We start from the raw sequence: 19,484 nt of genomic DNA, 5'->3' as shown, positions 1-19,484 counted from the left end.
GCGTTGATCGCGCTTGCGCTCCCGGCCCAAGATTCAGGAGAGTTTAATCCTCCTGGAATTGAAGAAATGCACCTGCCGGCAATCCTGCCGTGGGGGGTGGCTGACGGATTCTCCAAGCAGATGCTGCTCGTAATCCTGTCGGTCGTCATTATCGCCACATTCTTTCTGCTAGCTGCGCGGAAGCAGCAGCTCGTTCCCGGCAAGCTCCAGTTCGCTGGTGAAATGGCCTATGGCTTTGTGCGTAACAGCATCGCCAAGGACATTATCGGTGGCAAAGACTTTATGAAGTACGTGCCGCTGTTGTTCAGCCTCTTCTTCTTCATCCTCGTAAACAACATTTACGGCGCCATTCCCGTCATTCAGCTCCCGAGCTTCTCGCACGTTGGCGGCGCCTATGTCCTCGCGGGCATTGTCTATGTCACCTGGATTGCCATCGGCATCAAGAAGAATGGCCTGAAGTACTTCAAGCTGGCCACCGTACCCTCCGGCGTACCGGTCTATATTCTCCCGCTCATCATCCCCATCGAGATCATCTCGAACTTCCTGGTCCGGCCGGTCACGCACAGCCTTCGTCTGTTTGCCACCATGCTGGCCGGTCACCTGATCGTCATGATCGCCGGTTCGGGCATTGAGTTCCTGATCATGCAGGAGAACATCCTGCTCAAGGGAACCTCCCTTCTGGTCATCGCCGGGGCCGTCGCCATGTACATGCTGGAAGCACTGATCATGGCCCTCCAGGCCTACGTCTTCACGCTGCTGACCGCCATCTACATCGAAGGCGCGCTGCACGCGGACAGCCACTAGGCACCCACAAACTTCCCCTCACGGGGATGAAGCAAACCAAACAACCTGCCACACGGGTGGCATCTTGAAAGGAAGAAAAATGGAAGGCTCCATTAACGGCTCCCTCAACCTCATCGGCTACGGTCTCTCCGCTATCGGCGGTGGTATCGGTGTTGGTCTCGTGTTCGCCGCTTACATCAACGGCGTGGCACGTCAGCCGGAAGCCCAGCGCGTCCTGCAGCCGATCGCATTCCTCGGCCTTGCGCTGACTGAAGCCCTCGCCATCCTCGGCCTGGTCTTCGCCTTCGTCCTGAGCTAGTCCTCAGAACCAAGCGAACATCCAGAACCGAGTAGATAAGGACGGGTGAATTATGAACCAGGTGATCATCTCAGCCGCCACAGAGGGCGAGACTAACCCACTGGTACCCAACGTCTGGGAAATGGGCGTTGTCCTCGTCGGCTTTGCTGTCCTCATGTTCATCGTGGTCAAGTTCGTTGTCCCGATGTTCGAAAAGACATTTGCAGAGCGCGCAGAGGCAATCGAAGGCGGCATTGCCAAGGCTGAAAAGGCCCAGGCTGAAGCATCAGCCGCCCTCGAAGAGTACAAGCAGCAGCTCTCGGACGCCCGCGCGGAAGCTAATCGCATCCGTGAGGAAGCCCGTGCTGAAGGCGCCCAGATCCTTGCAGATCTGAAGGAAAAGGCCGCCTCTGAGTCTGCCCGCATCACGGCCCAGGCACACGTGCAGATCGAGTCGGAGCGCCAGGCCGCAGTTGTGTCCCTGCGCTCCGAGGTAGGCACGCTGGCCACCACGCTGGCAGGCCGCATCGTTGGCGAAGCACTCAACGATGACGAGCGTTCCGCCCGTGTGGTTGACCGCTTCCTGGCAGATCTGGAGAACCAGAACGCAGGTGCAGCTAAGTAATGTCAGGTGTATCGAGCGAATCGCTGACCACGGCGCTGACCCAACTGGAAGCAAAACTTCCGTTGGCCTCGCTGCAGTTGGCTAAGGAACTCTTCGGAATCCTGGGAACGGTGGACAGCTCGGCTGGCTTGCGCCGTGCCCTGACTGACCCATCCCGCACCGGTGAAGAAAAGTCGGCGCTGGTCAAGCAGCTTGTTGGCGGAAAAGTCTCCGCCGAGGCTGCGGACATCGCGGGTGGACTGGCCAGTTCACGCTGGGCATCGGCCCGAGATATCGGCGATGCACTCGAGACGCTTGCCGCAACGGTGGTCATTGCCGTTGCTGAAAACAAGTCGGCCGTTTCTGCCTCCGGAATCTCTGGGCTGGAAGAACTGGAGAACGATTTGTTCTCCTTCAACCAGGCCGTTGCCTCCAACCATGAGGTACAACGTGCTCTGTCGGAGCCGCAGGCCAGTGCTGCAGCGAAGACCGGGTTGGCGAGGAAGCTGAATCCCGGCGCAGGCGAGGAAGCAAACGTCCTCATTGCGCAGGCAGTTTCCCAGCCCCGCGGCATCAAGCCGACCAGGCTCGTAGCCCGGTTCGCCGAGCTGGCAGCCAAACGGCAGCAGCGCTGGATTGCAACGGTCAGCGTTACCCGTCCTTTGACGGAAACGCAGTTTGCCCGCCTCCAGTCAGGGCTTAATTCCCTGTACGGTCGCGAGCTCAAGATCAACATCACCGTTGATCCTGAACTGATCGGTGGAATCCGTGTCCAGGTGGGTGACGAAGTGCTTGACGCTTCGGTTATCACCCGGCTGGGACAGCTTCACCGCCAACTGGCCGGTTAGCCGGACAAGCACAACTTAACGAAACGAAACCCCGGTCATCGTGAGCAACGATGATCACGAAAACAGGAGAGCAGGGACTGCAGATGGCCGAATTGACCATCAACGCCGACGACGTCCGTAATGCGTTGAACGAGTTCGCGGCGTCCTACGAACCCGGAAACGCAGAGCGCGTAGAGGTTGGCCGTGTAACAACCGCAGGTGACGGCATCGCCCGTGTTGAGGGCCTTCCCTCGGTCATGGCGAACGAGCTGCTTCGCTTTGAAGACGGCACACTGGGCCTTGCCCAGAACCTCGACGTCCGCGAGATCGGTGTCATCGTACTCGGTGACTTCACCGGAATCGAAGAGGGCCAGGAAGTCCACCGTACGGGTCAGGTTCTGTCCGTACCGGTAGGCGACGCCTTCCTCGGCCGTGTGGTTGACCCCCTGGGCCAGCCCATCGACGACCTCGGCGAGATCAAGGCCGAAACCACCCGTGCACTGGAGCTTCAGGCGCCCGGCGTGACCCAGCGTAAGTCGGTCCACGAGCCGATGCAGACCGGTCTGAAGGCTATCGACGCCATGATCCCGATCGGCCGCGGCCAGCGTCAGCTGATCATCGGTGACCGCCAGACCGGCAAGTCGGCTATCGCTATCGACACCATCATTAACCAGAAGGCCAACTGGGCTTCCGGCGATGTGACCAAGCAGGTGCGTTGCATCTACGTGGCAATCGGTCAGAAGGCATCCACCATTGCGGCTGTCCGTCAGACCCTTGAGGACAACGGCGCACTGGAATACACCACCATTGTGGCTTCTCCCGCGTCTGACCCCGCAGGCTTCAAGTACCTGGCACCGTACGCCGGTTCGGCTATCGGCCAGCACTGGATGTACGGCGGCAAGCACGTCCTCATCGTGTTTGATGACCTCTCCAAGCAGGCTGAGGCCTACCGTGCAGTGTCACTGTTGCTGCGCCGCCCGCCGGGACGCGAAGCCTACCCGGGCGATGTCTTCTACTTGCACTCCCGTCTGCTGGAGCGTTGTGCCAAGCTCTCCGATGAGCTCGGTGCCGGTTCGATGACCGGCCTGCCGCTCATCGAAACCAAGGCAAATGACGTCTCTGCCTACATCCCGACCAACGTGATCTCCATTACCGATGGCCAGATCTTCCTGCAGTCGGACCTCTTCAACGCCAACCAGCGTCCGGCCGTCGACGTGGGTGTATCTGTGTCCCGCGTTGGTGGTGCTGCGCAGGTCAAGTCCATGAAGAAGGTTTCCGGTACTTTGAAGCTGGAATTGGCCCAGTACCGCGACATGCAGGCTTTCGCCATGTTCGCATCGGACCTCGATGCCGCATCGCGCCAGCAGCTGACCCGCGGCGCCCGCCTGATGGAACTGCTCAAGCAGGGCCAGTACTCACCGTTCCCGATCGAGAACCAGGTTGTGTCCATCTGGGCAGGTACCAACGGCTACCTCGACGAGGTTCCGGTTGAGGACATCAACCGCTTTGAGACCGAGTTCCTGGAGCACCTCAAGCACAAGTCCTCTATCCTGACCACGCTGGCGCAGACCAACGTTATGGACGATGACACCGCTGAAGCACTGAAGACCGCGATTGTGAGCTTCAAAAAGGGCTTCTTCGGTGAAGGTGACAACCGCCTGGTAGGCGCCGGCCACGAGGAGCACGACGCTATCTCGGAAGCCGATGTAGACCAGGAAAAGATCGTCAAGCAGAAGCGCTAGTTTCGCTGGCAGGGACTGCCGGAACCCTAAGGTTCCGGCAGTCCCGGCCATCGGGATCTTAGGAAAGGAAAAGTATGGGAGCCCAGATTCGGGTCTACCGCCAGAAGATCAGCTCGACCACGTCGATGCGCAAGATCTTCAAGGCGATGGAACTGATCGCTACCTCGCGCATTGGCAAGGCCCGCGCACGCGTAGCGGCTTCACTGCCTTACGCAAACGCGATTACGCGTGCCGTTTCTGCTGTCGCAAGCCAGAGCGAAATTGACCACCCGTTGGTCACCGAGCCGGCGCAAATCCGCCGGGCAGCCGTCCTGGTCATCAGTGCGGACCGCGGCCTCGCAGGATCCTACTCGGCGACTGTGCTTAAGCAGGCGGTTGGTCTCACTGAGCTGCTCCATGAGGAGGGTAAAGAAGTCAAGACGTATGTAATGGGCCGCAAGGCACAGGCGTACTTCGACTTCCGTAACCTTTCTTACGAGCGCGTGTGGACCGGCAACACCGATGCGCCGGAGTTTGGAACTGCACGGGAGGTTGGCGCGGCATTGCTCGAAGCCTTCGCTGCAGACTACGAAGAGGGCGGTGTCGATGAGATCCATGTCGTATACACCCGCTTCAAGTCCATGGTGACTCAGGAGCCGACGGTTATCCGTTTGCTGCCGCTTGAGGTTGTCGAAGAGCAGGCCGCGTCCGAATCGGACCTCCTGCCGCTCTACGAATTCGAGCCGGAAGCTGAGCAGGTTCTTGATGCCCTGCTCCCGCGCTACATCGAGTCACGCATTTTCGCCGCCATGTTGCAGGCAGCAGCTTCCGAGCTCGCAGCCCGCCAGCGGGCGATGAAGTCCGCCGGCGACAATGCCACGGACCTCATCAAGAAGTACACGCGTCTGCGCAACACTGCCCGTCAGGCTGAAATTACGCAGGAGCTTTCCGAAATTGTTGCCGGTGCCGACGCCTTGAACGCGTCCTAGCCTGCACGGTCCGGTCCAGCTGTACCTGCACCAAAGAACAAACTTAAAACCCCACGCCATCTACTGAGTGAAGTGAGAGAGATGACTGCCACTGCTACCGAACACGTAGCCGCGACGACCGGTGCTACCGGCCGTATTGCACGTGTTATTGGCCCGGTTGTCGACGTCGAATTCCCGGCTGACGCAATCCCCTCGATTTACAACGCCCTCACCACGGAGATTACCCTCAACGGTGAGACCAAGACCATCACGTTCGAGGTTGCCCTCCACTTGGGCGACAACCTCATCCGAGCCATCTCCCTGCAGGCTACCGACGGACTCGTCCGCGGCACCAACGTAGTGGACAGCGGCTCTCCGATCACCGTGCCCGTGGGCGACGGCGTCAAGGGCCACATCTTCAACGTCCTCGGCCAGCCGCTGGACGTTGCTGAGTCGGAACTGAACATCAGCGAACGCTGGCCGATCCACCGCAAGGCTCCGGCCTTCGCAACGCTCGAAGGCTCCACGGAGATGCTGGAAACCGGCATCAAGGTCATCGACCTTCTCACCCCGTACATCAAGGGTGGAAAGATCGGCCTGTTCGGCGGCGCCGGCGTGGGCAAGACGGTTCTGATCCAGGAAATGATCACCCGTGTGGCCCGTAACTTCGGTGGTACCTCGGTATTCGCCGGTGTTGGCGAGCGTACCCGTGAAGGTAACGACCTCTGGGTTGAAATGGAAGAGGCCGGCGTCCTCAAGGACACCGCCCTTGTATTCGGCCAGATGGATGAGCCGCCGGGAACGCGTCTGCGTGTTGCGCTGTCCGCTCTGACCATGGCGGAGTACTTCCGCGATGTGCAGAACCAGGACGTGCTGCTCTTCATTGACAACATCTTCCGCTTCACCCAGGCAGGCTCCGAGGTCTCCACCCTCCTCGGCCGCATGCCGTCGGCCGTGGGCTACCAGCCCAACCTGGCTGATGAGATGGGTCTCCTCCAGGAGCGCATCACGTCCACCAAGGGCCACTCGATCACCTCGATGCAGGCCATCTACGTTCCCGCAGATGACTACACCGACCCGGCCCCGGCCACGACCTTCGCGCACCTCGACGCAACCACGGAACTTTCCCGTGAAATTGCTTCCCGTGGTCTGTACCCGGCCGTTGACCCGCTGACGTCGACGTCCCGCATCCTGGACCCGCAGTACATCGGTCAGGACCACTACAACACGGCTGTCCGTGTGAAGCAGATCCTGCAGAAGAACAAGGAACTCCAGGACATCATCGCCATCCTTGGTGTTGACGAACTGTCGGAAGAGGACAAGATCGTTGTGTCGCGTGCACGCCGTATCCAGCAGTTCCTCTCCCAGAACACCTACACCGCCAAGCAGTTCACCGGCGTCGAGGGCTCCACCGTGACCATCAAGGACACGGTTGAAGGCTTCACCGCTATCTGCGACGGCGAACTTGACCACATCGCAGAGCAGGCGTTCTTCAACGTCGGCGGCCTGGATGATGTTGAGCGCCAGTGGGCCAAGATCCAGGAACAGACCAAGTAATATGGCTGAGCTTGAGGTTGAGATTGTCGCAGCGGATCACTTCGTGTGGTCCGGAGCGGCCAAGATGGTCAAGGCCCGCACCAGCGATGGTGAGATCGGAATCCTGCCCGGCCACTCGCCCCTGCTGGCGATCCTGGCCGAAGGTGAACTGGCTATTGAGCCGGTTTCCGGGAACCGCATTGCCGTGGCTGTTGACGGCGGATTCTTCTCCGTCGACAACAACCGCGTGGTGATTGTTGCTGACAACGCCCAACTGGGTGACGCGGCTACTGCTGGGATCCGCTAGCACGACCTTGATGGACGCGCCGACTCTTACGTTCATCGCCTTGGCAATCGTTTTTGGATTGCTGGTTTTCGCACTGTGCCTTTCGGGGGTGCGCCGCTTCAATTTGCGGCGCGCCCTTGGCACAGTGGACGCCTCCATTTGCATTGCTGGAAACAGCTGGCAGATGGGGGTTTGTCGTTATCAGGACAACGACCTTGAATGGTTCCGCTTGCTTTCCCTGAGCGTGCGGCCCAAACATAAGTTCAAACGCAGCTCCCTGGAGCTGATGGGCCGCCGCAAGCCCACCGAGGCCGAGGCCGTGAAGGTCCAGCCCGACGTCGTGATTGTCGAGCTGCGGTACGAAGGGCAGGATCTGCGGCTGGCCATGAAATTCGATGCCTACACGGGGCTGTCCTCCTGGCTGGAAGCCGGGCCGGTCATCGGCGTGGGTACCTGGCGCTAGCCACGTGGACTGGATCGCTGATATCCGCTTAACCGACGGACCTGTGTACTGGGCCGCCTGGGTACTTGGAGCCACCGCCGCACTTTTCCTGGTCTGGCGTCCGCGCACCCTTGGCCGCCGCCGTTGGTTCCTCAGTGTTGCCGCCGCAGTGGCCGCCGCGGCCGTAGTGGTGCTCCTGGTCCACTGGGTCCTCATCTATTGGGCCTCAACCTTTCCCGAAGAACTGCCGTTTGACGTCCTGGCATGGGTGTTGCTCGCTGTGGCCGCACTTCTGGTCGTGTTGCTCCGGCTCCGTTCGGCGTCGTGGCGGCGACGTGCGCTGGATGTGCTTGCCCTCCTCGCAGTGGTGCTGCTGGCTACGGTGCAGATCAACGCTTATTTCGGCCTCAACCGGACAGTCGCGGACCTGACGGGAACGGCGCTGAGCCGCATACCTGCTCTGGAGCAGGAGCTGATGCGCCAGCCGAACAGCCCGGCAACGTCCCTGGACGGATGGAAACCCGCCAATCAGCTCCCTGCCCATGGCGTTCTCCGTACCGCATCCATTCCAGGAACCGCCTCGGGCCTCCAGACCCGCGACGCCTACATCTACCTTCCGCCGGCCTACTTTGCTTCGAACCGTCCCAGCCTTCCGGTGCTGGTTCTGGTACCCGGCCAGCCCGGCGGCCCCGCTGACTGGCTGACCGGCGGGTCGCTTCCGGCACGGATGGACAATTTCTCCGCCCGGCACGGGGGAGTGGCACCAGTCGTTGTGGTGGTTGATCCCAACGGCAACCAGTCAGCGAACAATCTCTGCATGGACAGCGCCATTGCCAAGGCGGACACCTACCTCTCCGTGGACGTTCCCGCTTGGATCTCAGGAAAGTTGGACGTGGACGCTGACCACCGGCAGTGGGCCATCGGCGGCTTCAGTTTTGGTGGCACGTGCGCGGTTCAGATGGGCACCCGCCACCCGGAACTGTATACGGGTGTTCTCGCCTTCTCCAGCGAGAGCGAGCCTGCGCTGGCCAAGGAGCGCCAGAAAACGGTTGACGCGGCTTTCCACGGCGATACCGCCGCCTTTGACGCCCAGGTGCCGCTGACGCTGTTGAATCAGCGCAAATATCCTGGCAGCGTGGCATATTTTGCCGCCGGGGCCACCGATCCGGAGTTCGTGGCAAATCTGCGGACCCTTGAGGCCGCGGCCAGCGGGGCGGGTTTCACCGTGGGCTCGGACGTGGTGGCTCACACCGGCCATTCGTGGGACGTGCTGACTCCCGGCATGGACAATGGGCTTGTGCTGCTGGCGGCACACTGGGGGTGGGCGACATGAGGCAAGCTGGCGAATCCCGTGCGCCGGGATTGCTCTGGTCAACCGTCATGCTTCCGGCTGGCCGAAGATTGGGGGGTTACCTGCGGTCGGTGCCGCTGACGCTCAGCATCCTCGGCATTTTCCTGTTGGTCGGGGCGGCAACCGGCAGCTTCCTCAGCGGACCGCCGGAGGAGCTTCTTTCCGTCGCAGGTGTCAGCGCCCCTGGTCTGAAGGCGGGCAACTGGTGGGCCCTGGTGACGTCACTGTTCTTTGCCACGAACCCGCTGGCCTATCTTGTGGCGTCCCTGATGATCCTGCTGCTGCTGGGGCTGGCCGAGAGGAACCTTGGGCCGCTTCAGGCTGCAGCGTTTTTCCTCGGTGGCCAGTTTGCTGCTGTTACAGTCTTCCTGCTTCTGACCCAGTTGGCGCGGTATGCGGGAGACGGCTGGCTGGGGCTGATGGCGGACTACAGCCTGATCGGTCCTTACGCCGCTGTCCTTGCGGCTTCGCTGGCAGCGAGCGGTAGGATTCCTGTCCTGTGGCGGCGCCGGCTGCGGACGGCGGTGCTCTCGGTGTCGCTGCTGCTGGTTCTGTATGTGGGGCATGCCGAGACCGTCATCGGCCTGGTAGGTGCATTGGTGGGTCTCGCAGCCAGCTGGTGGAACCAGGGCGAGCACGGCCAGGTTCACCCGCCCCGTTCGAGCGGCCGGGAAACAAGGAACCTGCTCGCCCTGACGGTGGCCGTGTTCGCCGTGGGACCTATTATTACCGCCGTGGCCCGGACGCCCACCGGCCCACTGGCGCTGCTCCGGGATGTGGTGCTGAACCCCATGCCCACACTGGGTCAGCTCGAAGCAAACTGCGGAGCAACAGTGGAGGCATCCTGCCTGGAGGTGGGGCGGACAGGCTTCGCCGGACCCTTTGGCCTCGCCCTGGCAGTGGTCCCGGTGGTTCTGCTCCTCATCTGTGCTGACGGAATGCGCCGGGGCCGCCGCATGGCACTGCGCATCACGTTGGCCCTTCAGGTGGCGGTCACGGCGATGGCCGCCGTGTACCTGGCCTTGTTCGCCCTGATCCCGCACTATCCCGCGCGGCCGTATACTGCCGCCATGGGTTCGGGTTTTGCCCACATCCTTCCCTTGGTGATCGTCCCCCTGCTGCTGGCCGTCCTGCTTTGGGCTAACCGCCGCCAATTCCGCGTCGAAACCATCCCAGCCGCCCGCCGTCGGCTCTTGGCGGTGGTAGGTGGCGTCTGGCTCCTCCTGTCGGGGAGCTACGCCGTGGCCTGGTTTGGCGCTGGGGGGATGACACGCGACGGCGGCCTGCTGGGTTTGCTGGCTGAACTGTCCAGGCAGTATCTGCCGGTTCCGCTGCCGAATCTCTACCGCCGTGTTTTTGCTGAACGGGACGGCCTCGAGTCCCTGATTTTTGGCTATGCAGGACCGGTCTTCTGGCTCGTTGCGCTGGCCGGCGTCTGGTCCGTGCTCCTGGGCCGGCACCATGGCAGCGATTCAGGCCACGACGACAGGACCGCGGCGCGGAAGCTGTTGCACGAGGGCGGCGATTCACTGTCGTGGATGGCGCTCTGGGAGCCCAACCGGTATTGGTTCAGCCCGGATGGCCGCGGTGCAGTCGCCTATCAGCTGCACGGCAGTGTCGCACTGACGCTGGCGGGCCCTTTCGGTGCGGCGAACGCCCGTCAGCAGACCGCCGAAGGCTTTCTTTCCTATTGCGGCAACCGGGCGCTCATCCCGGCCTTCTACTCGTGCGATGACACGCTGTGGCCCCTACTGCAGGACCGGGGCTTCAAACGCGTGTCCGTGGCCCAGGAGACCAGGCTGGCCGTCAAGCACCTCGAATTCACCGGCAAGGAATGGCAGAACGTCAGGACTGCCCGCAACCGCGCCGCCAAGATGGGCGTCAAAGCCGTCTGGGGCACATACCACGGGCTTCCCTCCGCGCTGCGTGCCCGCCTCAGCGAAGTATCGGAGGAATGGGCGGCAGGAAAAACGGTTCCGGAAATGGGGTTTACGCTCGGCGGCATGGACGAACTGATGGACGACGAAGTGCTGTGTTGCCTGGCCGTGGACGGCGACGGCCACGTGCACGGGCTAACGAGCTGGCTGCCCGTTTACGACGGCGGGACACTCGTTAGCCGCACGCTGGACGTCATGCGCCGGGGTGCCGACGGATTTCCCGGGGTGATGGAGTTCCTCATTGCTTCGGCGGTCCTGGAGTTGCGCGAATCCGTCGAAGTGATCTCGCTCTCCGGGTCCCCGCTCGCCAGCCGGCCCGGCGACGAAACGCCGGGGGAGCCGCTGCAGGCAGAGAATCTTGTCCGGATTCTCAATGTGGTGGGCCACGCCCTAGAACCGGTCTACGGATTCCGGTCCCTGGCGGCTTTCAAATCACGCTTCCAACCCGAGTACCGGGCGCTTTACCTGTATTATCAGGATCCGCTGCAGCTGCCGGCGATCGGGCGAGCGCTCACGCGGGCCTACTTGCCCGGCCTTTCGCTTCAGCAGGGGGCACGGCTGGTTCGGGGCCTGGTGGGCCAGGGAAGCTGATCGTCACAGAAGCCCTGAACGGTTTTCGTCTGGAGCAGCCGTGGTCGGCAAAGACGCTGGGACGAAGAAAAGATCCCCGGCAGAAATGCCGGGGATCTTGTCTTCGCTGGAGACCGAGCAGATGTCGGCCGCCGGGCGGGGGACTAGACCAGCGTTACGCCGGTAGCCTGGGGGCCCTTGGCGCCCTGACCGATTTCGAACTGAACGCGCTGGTTCTCGTCGAGGGTCTTGAAGCCACCGGTCTGGATTTCCGAGTAGTGAACGAAGACATCGCCATCGGAGTCATCCGGGGTGATGAAGCCGAAGCCCTTTTCAGCGTTGAACCACTTGACGGTTCCCTGTGCCATTTATTTCTCCTCATTATGGAACTTGTCTAAGTCCGGCACACCTCGTGCCGGACTCGGTCACTCCGCGAGAAGAATCCTTCAATGCCGTTCCTGGGAACATGCGCTGCAGGAGCTTCGCGCTCGCAACATGTCTTGCGAGCATGAAAAACACCTACACAAAGACTGATCTAAGAATTTCACGCCGATTCCGCCAGGTCAACGCCTCTGAACGGTCAATACGGCAAATTTTGGGCATAAAAGGGATGATTCCCCTTGTCAGGGGCCGAAGGCCGTGACGCGTGCGGATACCCGGCGTCAGAATAGCGGATTGTTGGACTCAGAAAAGCCGTGAGTCGCTGTCGTCCACACCGCGCATGGCATCGTAGTCCAGCGTGATGCAGTCGATGCCGCGGTCGTTTGCCAGCACCTTTGCCTGCGGCTTGATCTGCTGGGCAGCGAAGATGCCACGGACCGGGGCCAGCAGCGGGTCGCGGTTCAGAAGTTCAAGGTAGCGGGTGAGCTGCTCCACGCCGTCAATGTCGCCGCGCCGCTTCAGCTCGATGGCCACGGTGGCTCCACTGGCGTCGCGGGCCAGGATGTCCACGGGGCCGATTGCGGTGAAGTATTCGCGCCGGATGAGTGAAAAGCCAGAGCCCAGGGTCTCGATCTGATCGGCGAGCAGGCGCTGGAGGTCAGCTTCGACGCCATCCTTGATCAGGCCGGGATCCACCCCGAGGTCGTGGGAGGACTCGTGCAGCTGCTCGTGGATGTTGATGATCAGGCGGTCATCTGTCTTGGCGGACTGGACGGTCCACTGTTCCGTGACACCAAGCTCCAGGTCAATATCCTCTGGCGAGGACACGCGGAGACTGGCGGGCGGGCTCATCCAGTTCAGCGGCTTATAGGAGCCGCCGTCGGAATGGACCAGCACCGAGCCGTCGGCCTTGACCAGCAGGAGCCTGGTGGCAAGGGGGAGATGGGCTTTGAGCCGGCCAACATAATCAACTGAACATCGGGCTATGACAAGTCGCACGCCGTACACACTACCGGGGCTGGGGCAGAATGGAGGCATGCCGCGTTCCAACCGTCCCCGCCGCCCTGTCTCAGGAAGGCCGGGAGTAACTGCAGGAAAGCCGGCCGGTAAGAAGGGCAACGGCGACGTTCCTGAGCTGGATCTGGAGCGGGCACGGGCTGGAATCGCGAGGCGGGAAAGCGCGCCCGACGGCGAGTGGATGGTCAGGACCATGACCGCCAGGAACGCGGAAAAGACCTATATTTGCCCCGGCTGCTCCACCGCGGTGGTCCCCGGCATCGCCCATTTGGTGGTGTGGAAGGACGATCATATCTTCGGTGCGGCCGCAGGCCTGGCTGAACGTCGGCACTGGCACACAAACTGCTGGCTGTCCCGGACCTACCGTTACCGCTGACTGGCACTGGCCCGGGCGATCGGCGCCCAGCAGAAGCCCGCTAACGAGTCGCAACACCGCACCTTGCGGGCCACGGGAGTCGCTAAGCTGGCAGGCATGACTTTTGATCCGGCGTCGTACGAATTCAGCCAGCCAACAGGGCCCACCCCCATCCGCGCGTCAACAGTGTTGCCGGCCCGGCGCGAGAACATCGAGCTCCGCACCGAGGATGGCCACATTCTGGTGGGGGAGCTGGCGCTGCCGGAGTCCGGCGCGATCACGGCGACCCTGATCACGCTGCATCCGCTGCCGACGCACGGCGGTTTTATGGACTCGCACGTTTACCGCAAGGCGTCCTACCGGCTTCCTGCGCTCGCCGGCGTGGCCGTGCTTCGCTTCAACACCCGCGGGACTGCGTCTCCGCGGGGAACCAGTGCAGGGTCCTTCGAAGAGGGGATCGGCGAGCGGCAGGACGTTGAGGCGGCGGTGCGTTACGCCGTCGAACGCCAACTGCCCAACCGCTGGCTGGTGGGCTGGTCCTTCGGCACCGAGCTGGCGCTGATGTACGGGGCGGTTGAGCCGGTGGCCAGCCAGATCGAAGGTGCCGTGCTGCTCTCGCCGCCGCTGCACCGCGCATCGGACGCGCACCTGCGCCTTTGGGCGGATTCCGCCAAGCCGCTTACTGTCCTCGTGCCGGAGCATGACGACTACCTCCAGCCCGCGGCCGCCGCTGAACGATTCAGCCTGGTGCCGCATGCCCGGGTGGTGGGCGTCGACGGCGCCAAGCACCTTTGGGTGGGGGAGAAATACGCTTCCCGGGTGCTCAACGAAATTGTGGATGAGGTAACGGAGGCAGGCTCCGGATCCGAAGGTCTGCCGCAGGTGTGGAACGGCCCGGTGGCCACCGCGGCCGCCTAGTTCCTGGGCGTTGGTGTTGGAGATTTAGTGCTTGTCCTGGCGGACGATGTAGATCTCCTTGACCAGCAGCAGGATGGCCGCCGCTGTGGGGATGGCGATCAGCGCCCCCAGGACTCCCAGCAGGCTGCCGCCGGCAATCACGGAGATCACGGCGACGGCGCCCGGGACGGCCACGGCTTTCTGCATGATGCGCGGCGAGATGAAGTAAGCCTCGAACTGAAGGTAGGCGAAGTAGCAGATGCCGTAGATGGCGGCGGTCTGCCAGCCCTCCGTCAGGGATACCAGCAGGACCACAACGCCGGCGATCATGCCGCCCACCAGGGGGATAAAAGCCAGCAGGGCCACCACGAAGGCCAGCAAGAGGGCGAATGGGACACCCACAATGGACATCACGATGAAGGCGAAGGTGGCATTGAGCAAAGCCACACAGGCCTGCCCGATCACGTAGTTGCCGACGGACCGGGTGATCTCCTCAGAGAGGGCCTCCACCCGGGCCCGGCGGGAGCGCGGAGCCAGCCGGTAGCCCCACTTCTTCATGGCTGGAAGGGCTGCGAGGAAATAGAGGCTCAGGACCAGGACAATTAACGTGCCGAAGAGGCCGTTGGCCAGCGTGGAGCCGAAGCCCACCACCCCGCCGAAGATTCCGCCCAGGGCCTCGGGATTGTTGACGAACTTGTCGAGTTCCTCATTGATGCGGTCGCGCACACCAAACTGGTCATCCACGTTGCGGAAGAATTCAGAGTCTATGAAATCACGTACCCAGGTGGGTGCCTGCTCCACGATTTCGGTGACCTGTTCCACGATGGTGGGGATGAGGGTGGCGAAGAACCCTCCCACAGCCATCACCAGGACCAGGACGGCCAGAAGAATGCCGGCCGGGCGGGGAATCCGGCGGGTCTCGAGCCAGCCCACCACGGGTTCCAGGCCCAGGGCAATGAAAAGGGCAGCCACAATCCACAGCAGCAGCTGCGTGGTGTTGGAGCCGATCCAGTAGACCAGCAGGGCAAGCCCCACGCCCACAGTGCCCATGAAGCCCATATAGAGGGGATGTTGCATTGACATCCGCGGACCCGGACGGCCGAATTGCTCGGGCCTACCACTCGTTCCGTCAGCCTCGTCGTCTTCGGTAGCGGCAGGTTCTTCCGTGTGGTTGTATTCCGGTGGGAACTCAAACCGGAGCCTGGGCTGGGCGCCCGGCAGCGGCTGGCGCAAGCGCCGCACAAGCTGGCCCAGCGCCGCAGCTGCTGACCCTCGTCGCTTCGCCGTCGCAGGCATGTCCGGCGAGGATTCCAAAGAGCCAGCGGCCGGTTGATTTTCGTGTCCCGTGGAGGACTCTTCCGTCTTGTCAGTCACTGGTTTATGGGCCTGTTCCGTGCGTGGCGCCGCATTTGCGGGCCGGTGTGATGATCATCGCAAACACTATCAGCAGCCTTGCCAACAGGAGCGAGGGCGCCCGTAGGGCCGCCCAGACGGCGTCGTTTCCGGACCCTGCCGACGCCCAAACGGGGGTTCTGGTAACAAAACGGTTACTATTGAAAGTAAACCCCCGCGAATGATAGGTGTTTCCTTTGCGTTTCAAGACTGCAGTTGCACTCGTGCTGCTCGGCCTCCTGACACTTCTGGCCGGTATCGGCCAAAAGACAATCTGGGCTCCCTCCGAGACCTTTACGGCTTCCGCCCCGGCAGATGCCGCAGCGGCGCCACTGACCGTCATCGACCAGAACCTGCGCACCGCGCAGGGCGGAACGGTGAAGATCAAGATCGAAGGCGACGGCAACTTCCTGCTCGCAGCCGGCCGGCCTGGCGACGTGGACGCCTGGGTGGGCCCGACGGCCCACAACACCATCACCGGGGTTTCCGAGGACAACAAATCCCTGCAGGTTGAGCACGCCGACGGCGACGCCACGGCGCCGAATCCGTCCGGATCCGACCTCTGGGTGTCCACTGAGAACGCGAGTGGTGAGCTGGAGTACTCGTGGACTCCGCCGGCTGACGGCGAATGGTCACTGCTGCTGGCCTCCGACGGCACCAAGCCCGCACCGTCGTCGATCTCCATGACGTTCCCGAATGACACCTCCACCCCTTGGGCCATCCCGCTTATGGTGCTTGGCGGCCTGTTGATCCTCGCCGGCCTCGCGCTGGTGGTTCTGTCCGCCCGCAAGCACGATGGCGAAGGCACCGGCAAGGGCAGCCTGTTCGCCCGGCGTGCACGGGCCAAGGCCGAGGCGAAGTCCTCCGCACGGCTCGGCATGGTTTCCGGCGGCATGGTCACCGCCGCAGTGACAGCCCTTGTTATGGCCGGGACGGGTGTTGCTGCGAACGCTGCCACCACACCCGCTCCGGCTCCGGCCACCGGATCTGCGACACCGGAGGCCGCCCAGGCCGCCGCGCCGGTCCTCCTGGACGCCCAGTTCCGCAGGATCCTGGAACAGGTCTCCAGCGCCGCCGATGCCGGCGACGCCGCGAAGGATGCAGCCAAGCTCGCAGAGCGGGTCGCCGGGACGGAGCTTGAGGTCCGTACCCAGAACTACAAGATCCGTTCCCAGGTGGGCACCTATGAAGCCCGGATGCCTGTCCGTTCCACGAAGCTCCTCACCACCGTGGTCACTAGCGACCAGAGCTGGCCCCGTTCAGTCCTCGCGGTCACACAGGGCGACGGCAACGTTGTCCCGCAGCTCCTGACCTTGGTCCAGCCTTCGCCCCGGGAGAACTACAAGCTCACCGAGACCACCCCGCTGCAGCCGGGAACCACGTTCCCCGCCATCGGCCGGGACGGCACCGACACGCTGGCCGCCAACGACAAATCGGGCCTGCTGTACAGCGGCGAGGAAGCCCTGGCCGGGCTGGCCGACCGCCTGACCAACCCGGAGTCGAGCTTCAAGGACAAGGTGGTGGAGGGCGCTTCTTCGCCGTACATCGCCGACACGCTGTCCTACCAGGCGGAGGTAGTGAAGTCGGGAGAGAACGGCAACTTCTCCTTCACCCACAAGGTGGCGCCGGAAAGCACTGTGGTGTTCCGGACGGCTGACGGCGGGGCGCTGGTGCTGGGCCGGATCAACTTCGGCTTTGACGGCACGCCAAAGGCCTCCGGTGACAAGCTCACCATCGGCGACGACGCGGCGGCGCTTGCCGGCGGCAAGGAAACCACCACCGGCATGGTGCTGAACTTTGCAGAATCAATGGCGGTCTACGTCCCGCCGACAGGTTCGACGGATCCCATCAAGCTGGTCGCTGCAACGCGCGGGCTTGTAGGCGCAAGCTTCAAGTAGGTCCGCAGGGTCCAGTCCCTGAAGCAGTACCCCCGGCAGCGGCCGGAGTGGCTAGAGTGGAAAGCATGAGTTCGCCAGCTTCCCGCCCAGTCCCTCCAGCCGCTGCCAGCCTGCTTAACCTGCGTGGCGCCGTCGACCTTTCATCCCTGAAACAGCGCCAGGCACCTCCTGCCGCTCCCGGCAATCCGCCGGTTCCCGGGGATGCGGGTGCCAGCGCAGACCCAGGTGCAGTAACGCCCGACGACGGCGCTGCGCCGCTGCGGGTCACAGTCACCGAAGGCAATTTCCAGGAACTCGTGGAGCTCTCCGCGCAGGTGCCGGTGGTCTTCGCGCTGTGGGCGGCGTACTCGCCGGAATCCGCCGAGATGCTCGACTCGCTGGAGCGGGTCATCAACAGCTACGGCGGCCGCCTCGTATTGGGGGCGGCGGACATCGAAGCCTTCCCGCAGCTGGCTCAGGCCTTCCAGGTCCAGGCCGTCCCCACCGCCGTTGCCGTGCTCAAGGGCCAGCCCGTACCGCTCTTCCAGGGTGGCGCCGAGGAAGCCCAGATCCGGCCCCTCCTGGATGAACTGCTCAAAGTGGCGGCCGCCAATGGTGTCACGGGCAGCCTCGGCGGTGGCGGTACGCCGCCGGAAACCGAACCGGCACCCCTTCCGCCGCTGCACCAGGCCGCCTTCGACGCCATCGAAGCGGGCGACTATGAAGCAGCGGCCGTGGCCTACCGCCAGGCCTTGCTGGAAATGCCGGCCGACGCGGAGGCCAAGGCCGGCCTCGCCCAGGTGGAGCTGATGGCCCGGCTCCAGCCGCTCTCCGCAGAGGACTCTGAAGCATTGCGTTCCCTCGCCGCCAACGAGCCTGACAATTTGGCCGCCCAGCTGGGCGTGGCGGACCTGGATGTGTCCGGCGGCCATGTGGAGGACGCCCTGAACCGCGTGGTCAGCTTCATTGGCCGGAACTTTGGCCCGGAACGGGAGACCGCCCGCGTACGCCTCCTGGAGCTCTTTGACGTGGTGGGCACCTCCGACCCCCGTGTTGCCAAGGCACGCCAAGGACTCGCCAGGGTCCTGTTCTAGTGCCTGCCCTGTTCCAGCCGCTCAAGCTCCGTTCCCTGGAGCTCACGCACCGCGGCTGGGTTTCACCCATGTGCCAGTACAGCTGCGGTCCCGACGGCGCCCCGGGGGTTCCGAATGACTGGCACCTGATGCATCTGGGCTCCTTCGCCGCGGGTGGCGCAGCGTTGATCCTCACCGAGGCGGCGGCGGTTAATGCAGCCGGCAGGATCAGCCCCCGTGACGCCGGGCTGTACAACGACGAACAGGCTGAGGCCTGGCAGCGGATCACGTCCTTTGTGCACCGGCACGGTGCGGCGGAAGCGAAGATCGGGGCCCAGCTTGCCCATGCCGGCCGGAAAGCGTCCACCTACTGGCCATTCGCCGGCCTGCGGGGCAGCGTCCCGGAATCCGACGGCGGCTGGCCCACGGTGGGTCCGTCCGGGCTTGCTTTCGACGGCTATGTTGAGCCCGCTGCGCTGACCGAGGCGCAGATCCAGGACGTTATTGCCGATTTCGCGGCGGCCGCGGTGCGTGCGGTCGACGCCGGCTTCGACACCGTGGAGATCCATGGCGCGCACGGTTATCTCCTGCACCAGTTCCAGAGCCCGCTGATCAATACCCGGATCGATTCCTGGGGCGGGGACGAAGCCGGCCGGAACCGGCTGATGCTCGCCGTTGTTGACGCCGTCCGCAACGTCATCCCTGAATCGATGCCCCTGCTGCTTCGGATTTCAGCCACCGACTGGGCGCCGGGCGGCGTCGATGTCCAGGCTTCGGTCCGGCTGGCAGCCCGGGCGGCGGAGCACGGGGTGGACCTCATTGACGTCTCCAGCGGAGGGGCCGTGGCCCATCAGGACATCACGCCGGGTCCGGGCTATCAAACGGAGTTCGCCGCACGCATCCGCCGGGAAGCCGGGATCCCCACAGGCACCGTTGGCCTGCTGACCTCCGCGGGCCAGGCGGAGCATGCCGTGGCCACCGGGCAGGCCGACGGTGTGTTTATTGCCCGGGCCGCGCTCCGGGATCCGCACTGGTGGCTCCGGGCGGCTTTTGAACTTGGGCATGACCTCCCGTGGGCGCCGCAGTACGAACGGGCACTGCCGCGGCATTCGTTCTAGCCTTCCCTACGCCTTTGGCCCTAGTCCTGCGGGAGGACCCCCTCGGCAGGG

General features: G+C 63.4%; 19 protein-coding genes. 16 read left to right on the top strand and 3 right to left on the bottom strand.

From position 1 onward, the window contains the following. Window positions 1–3: 3 nt before the first annotated feature. The 11 genes from atpB to ACZY0Q_RS04825 all read left to right on the top strand — a co-directional run bounded on the left by atpB (window position 4) and on the right by ACZY0Q_RS04825 (window position 11,344). The gene (gene atpB, locus ACZY0Q_RS04875; protein WP_111907823.1) at window positions 4–804 is read left to right on the top strand and encodes a F0F1 ATP synthase subunit A; all 801 of its coding nucleotides are present in this window, start codon (window positions 4–6) and stop codon (window positions 802–804) included. A gap of 79 nt (window positions 805–883) precedes the next feature. After that, complete coding sequence (gene atpE / locus ACZY0Q_RS04870) at window positions 884–1,102, top strand: ATP synthase F0 subunit C (RefSeq protein WP_011692451.1); 219 nt, start codon at window positions 884–886, stop codon at window positions 1,100–1,102. Window positions 1,103–1,154: 52 nt separating this feature from the next. Then, window positions 1,155–1,706 (top strand): F0F1 ATP synthase subunit B, encoded by a 552-nt coding sequence (locus ACZY0Q_RS04865; protein WP_463915064.1) that lies wholly within the window; start codon window positions 1,155–1,157, stop codon window positions 1,704–1,706. Further along, window positions 1,706–2,533 (top strand): F0F1 ATP synthase subunit delta, encoded by an 828-nt coding sequence (locus ACZY0Q_RS04860; protein WP_463915063.1) that lies wholly within the window; start codon window positions 1,706–1,708, stop codon window positions 2,531–2,533. The genes ACZY0Q_RS04865 and ACZY0Q_RS04860 overlap by 1 nt, the downstream gene beginning before the upstream one ends. A gap of 83 nt (window positions 2,534–2,616) precedes the next feature. After that, entirely contained in the window at window positions 2,617–4,254 is a 1,638-nt protein-coding gene (atpA, locus tag ACZY0Q_RS04855) for a F0F1 ATP synthase subunit alpha (RefSeq protein WP_463916252.1), read from the top strand. A 74-nt stretch (window positions 4,255–4,328) separates the two neighbouring features. Further along, window positions 4,329–5,222: a F0F1 ATP synthase subunit gamma gene (locus ACZY0Q_RS04850; RefSeq protein WP_463915062.1), complete on the top strand. Its 894-nt coding sequence runs from the start codon at window positions 4,329–4,331 to the stop codon at window positions 5,220–5,222. Window positions 5,223–5,303: 81 nt separating this feature from the next. Beyond that, window positions 5,304–6,758 (top strand): F0F1 ATP synthase subunit beta, encoded by a 1,455-nt coding sequence (atpD, locus tag ACZY0Q_RS04845; RefSeq protein ID WP_463915061.1) that lies wholly within the window; start codon window positions 5,304–5,306, stop codon window positions 6,756–6,758. A 1-nt stretch (window position 6,759) separates the two neighbouring features. Continuing rightward, window positions 6,760–7,044: a F0F1 ATP synthase subunit epsilon gene (locus ACZY0Q_RS04840; RefSeq protein WP_056349400.1), complete on the top strand. Its 285-nt coding sequence runs from the start codon at window positions 6,760–6,762 to the stop codon at window positions 7,042–7,044. A gap of 10 nt (window positions 7,045–7,054) precedes the next feature. Then, complete coding sequence (locus tag ACZY0Q_RS04835; protein WP_463915060.1) at window positions 7,055–7,486, top strand: DUF2550 domain-containing protein; 432 nt, start codon at window positions 7,055–7,057, stop codon at window positions 7,484–7,486. Between the two features lie 4 nt (window positions 7,487–7,490). After that, window positions 7,491–8,798, top strand: a complete 1,308-nt coding sequence (locus ACZY0Q_RS04830) for an alpha/beta hydrolase (protein ID WP_463915059.1) — start codon at window positions 7,491–7,493, stop codon at window positions 8,796–8,798. Continuing rightward, a complete protein-coding gene (locus tag ACZY0Q_RS04825) occupies window positions 8,795–11,344 on the top strand; it encodes a bifunctional lysylphosphatidylglycerol flippase/synthetase MprF (protein WP_463915058.1) in 2,550 nt (849 codons plus the stop codon). The genes ACZY0Q_RS04830 and ACZY0Q_RS04825 overlap by 4 nt, the downstream gene beginning before the upstream one ends. Before the next feature lie 143 nt (window positions 11,345–11,487). On the opposite strand, the gene ACZY0Q_RS04820 is transcribed toward ACZY0Q_RS04825, so the two are convergent. After that, the gene (locus ACZY0Q_RS04820; protein ID WP_011692441.1) at window positions 11,488–11,691 is read right to left on the bottom strand and encodes a cold-shock protein; all 204 of its coding nucleotides are present in this window, start codon (window positions 11,689–11,691) and stop codon (window positions 11,488–11,490) included. 316 nt (window positions 11,692–12,007) lie between these two features. Further along, window positions 12,008–12,703, bottom strand: a complete 696-nt coding sequence (gene nucS, locus ACZY0Q_RS04815; RefSeq protein ID WP_463915057.1) for an endonuclease NucS — start codon at window positions 12,701–12,703, stop codon at window positions 12,008–12,010. Between the two features lie 37 nt (window positions 12,704–12,740). On the opposite strand from nucS, the gene ACZY0Q_RS04810 reads away from it, so the two are divergent. Further along, window positions 12,741–13,097 carry an ATP/GTP-binding protein gene (locus tag ACZY0Q_RS04810; RefSeq protein WP_463915056.1) on the top strand — a complete coding sequence of 119 codons (357 nt, stop codon included), beginning with the start codon at window positions 12,741–12,743 and terminating at the stop codon, window positions 13,095–13,097. A gap of 96 nt (window positions 13,098–13,193) precedes the next feature. Beyond that, window positions 13,194–13,994, top strand: coding sequence for an alpha/beta hydrolase (locus ACZY0Q_RS04805; RefSeq protein ID WP_463915055.1), 801 nt, complete (start codon window positions 13,194–13,196; stop codon window positions 13,992–13,994). A 24-nt stretch (window positions 13,995–14,018) separates the two neighbouring features. Here the strand turns inward: ACZY0Q_RS04805 and ACZY0Q_RS04800 are convergent, their stop codons facing one another. Next, window positions 14,019–15,347 carry an AI-2E family transporter gene (locus ACZY0Q_RS04800; protein WP_463915054.1) on the bottom strand — a complete coding sequence of 443 codons (1,329 nt, stop codon included), beginning with the start codon at window positions 15,345–15,347 and terminating at the stop codon, window positions 14,019–14,021. A 215-nt stretch (window positions 15,348–15,562) separates the two neighbouring features. On the opposite strand from ACZY0Q_RS04800, the gene ACZY0Q_RS04795 reads away from it, so the two are divergent. The 3 genes from ACZY0Q_RS04795 (at window position 15,563) to ACZY0Q_RS04785 (ending at window position 19,433) form a co-directional block, all read left to right on the top strand. Further along, the gene (locus tag ACZY0Q_RS04795) at window positions 15,563–17,263 is read left to right on the top strand and encodes a DUF8094 domain-containing protein (protein ID WP_463915053.1); all 1,701 of its coding nucleotides are present in this window, start codon (window positions 15,563–15,565) and stop codon (window positions 17,261–17,263) included. 65 nt (window positions 17,264–17,328) lie between these two features. Next, on the top strand, window positions 17,329–18,336 hold the full coding sequence (locus tag ACZY0Q_RS04790; protein ID WP_463915052.1) for a tetratricopeptide repeat protein: 1,008 nt from the start codon (window positions 17,329–17,331) through the stop codon (window positions 18,334–18,336). Continuing rightward, window positions 18,336–19,433, top strand: coding sequence for an NADH:flavin oxidoreductase/NADH oxidase (locus ACZY0Q_RS04785; protein ID WP_463915051.1), 1,098 nt, complete (start codon window positions 18,336–18,338; stop codon window positions 19,431–19,433). Before ACZY0Q_RS04790 ends, ACZY0Q_RS04785 begins: the two co-directional genes overlap by 1 nt. Window positions 19,434–19,484 lie beyond the last annotated feature (51 nt).

The organism is Pseudarthrobacter lactosi (assembly GCF_055412785.1).
This window is presented reverse-complemented; position numbering and strand designations above follow the sequence as displayed.

Excerpts from the sequence above, each read along its gene's own strand:
- ACZY0Q_RS04805 (WP_463915055.1), top strand. The coding sequence starts at position 13,194 with ATGACTTTTGATCCGGCGTCGTACGAATTCAGCCAGCCAACAGGGCCC.
- ACZY0Q_RS04860 (WP_463915063.1), top strand. The coding sequence starts at position 1,706 with ATGTCAGGTGTATCGAGCGAATCGCTGACCACGGCGCTGACCCAACTG.
- ACZY0Q_RS04825 (WP_463915058.1), top strand. The coding sequence starts at position 8,795 with ATGAGGCAAGCTGGCGAATCCCGTGCGCCGGGATTGCTCTGGTCAACC.
- ACZY0Q_RS04810 (WP_463915056.1), top strand. The coding sequence starts at position 12,741 with ATGCCGCGTTCCAACCGTCCCCGCCGCCCTGTCTCAGGAAGGCCGGGA.
- ACZY0Q_RS04865 (WP_463915064.1), top strand. The coding sequence starts at position 1,155 with ATGAACCAGGTGATCATCTCAGCCGCCACAGAGGGCGAGACTAACCCA.
- ACZY0Q_RS04790 (WP_463915052.1), top strand. The coding sequence starts at position 17,329 with ATGAGTTCGCCAGCTTCCCGCCCAGTCCCTCCAGCCGCTGCCAGCCTG.
- ACZY0Q_RS04850 (WP_463915062.1), top strand. The coding sequence starts at position 4,329 with ATGGGAGCCCAGATTCGGGTCTACCGCCAGAAGATCAGCTCGACCACG.
- atpA (WP_463916252.1), top strand. The coding sequence starts at position 2,617 with ATGGCCGAATTGACCATCAACGCCGACGACGTCCGTAATGCGTTGAAC.
- ACZY0Q_RS04820 (WP_011692441.1), bottom strand. The coding sequence starts at position 11,691 with ATGGCACAGGGAACCGTCAAGTGGTTCAACGCTGAAAAGGGCTTCGGC.
- atpE (WP_011692451.1), top strand. The coding sequence starts at position 884 with ATGGAAGGCTCCATTAACGGCTCCCTCAACCTCATCGGCTACGGTCTC.
- atpD (WP_463915061.1), top strand. The coding sequence starts at position 5,304 with ATGACTGCCACTGCTACCGAACACGTAGCCGCGACGACCGGTGCTACC.
- ACZY0Q_RS04835 (WP_463915060.1), top strand. The coding sequence starts at position 7,055 with ATGGACGCGCCGACTCTTACGTTCATCGCCTTGGCAATCGTTTTTGGA.
- ACZY0Q_RS04840 (WP_056349400.1), top strand. The coding sequence starts at position 6,760 with ATGGCTGAGCTTGAGGTTGAGATTGTCGCAGCGGATCACTTCGTGTGG.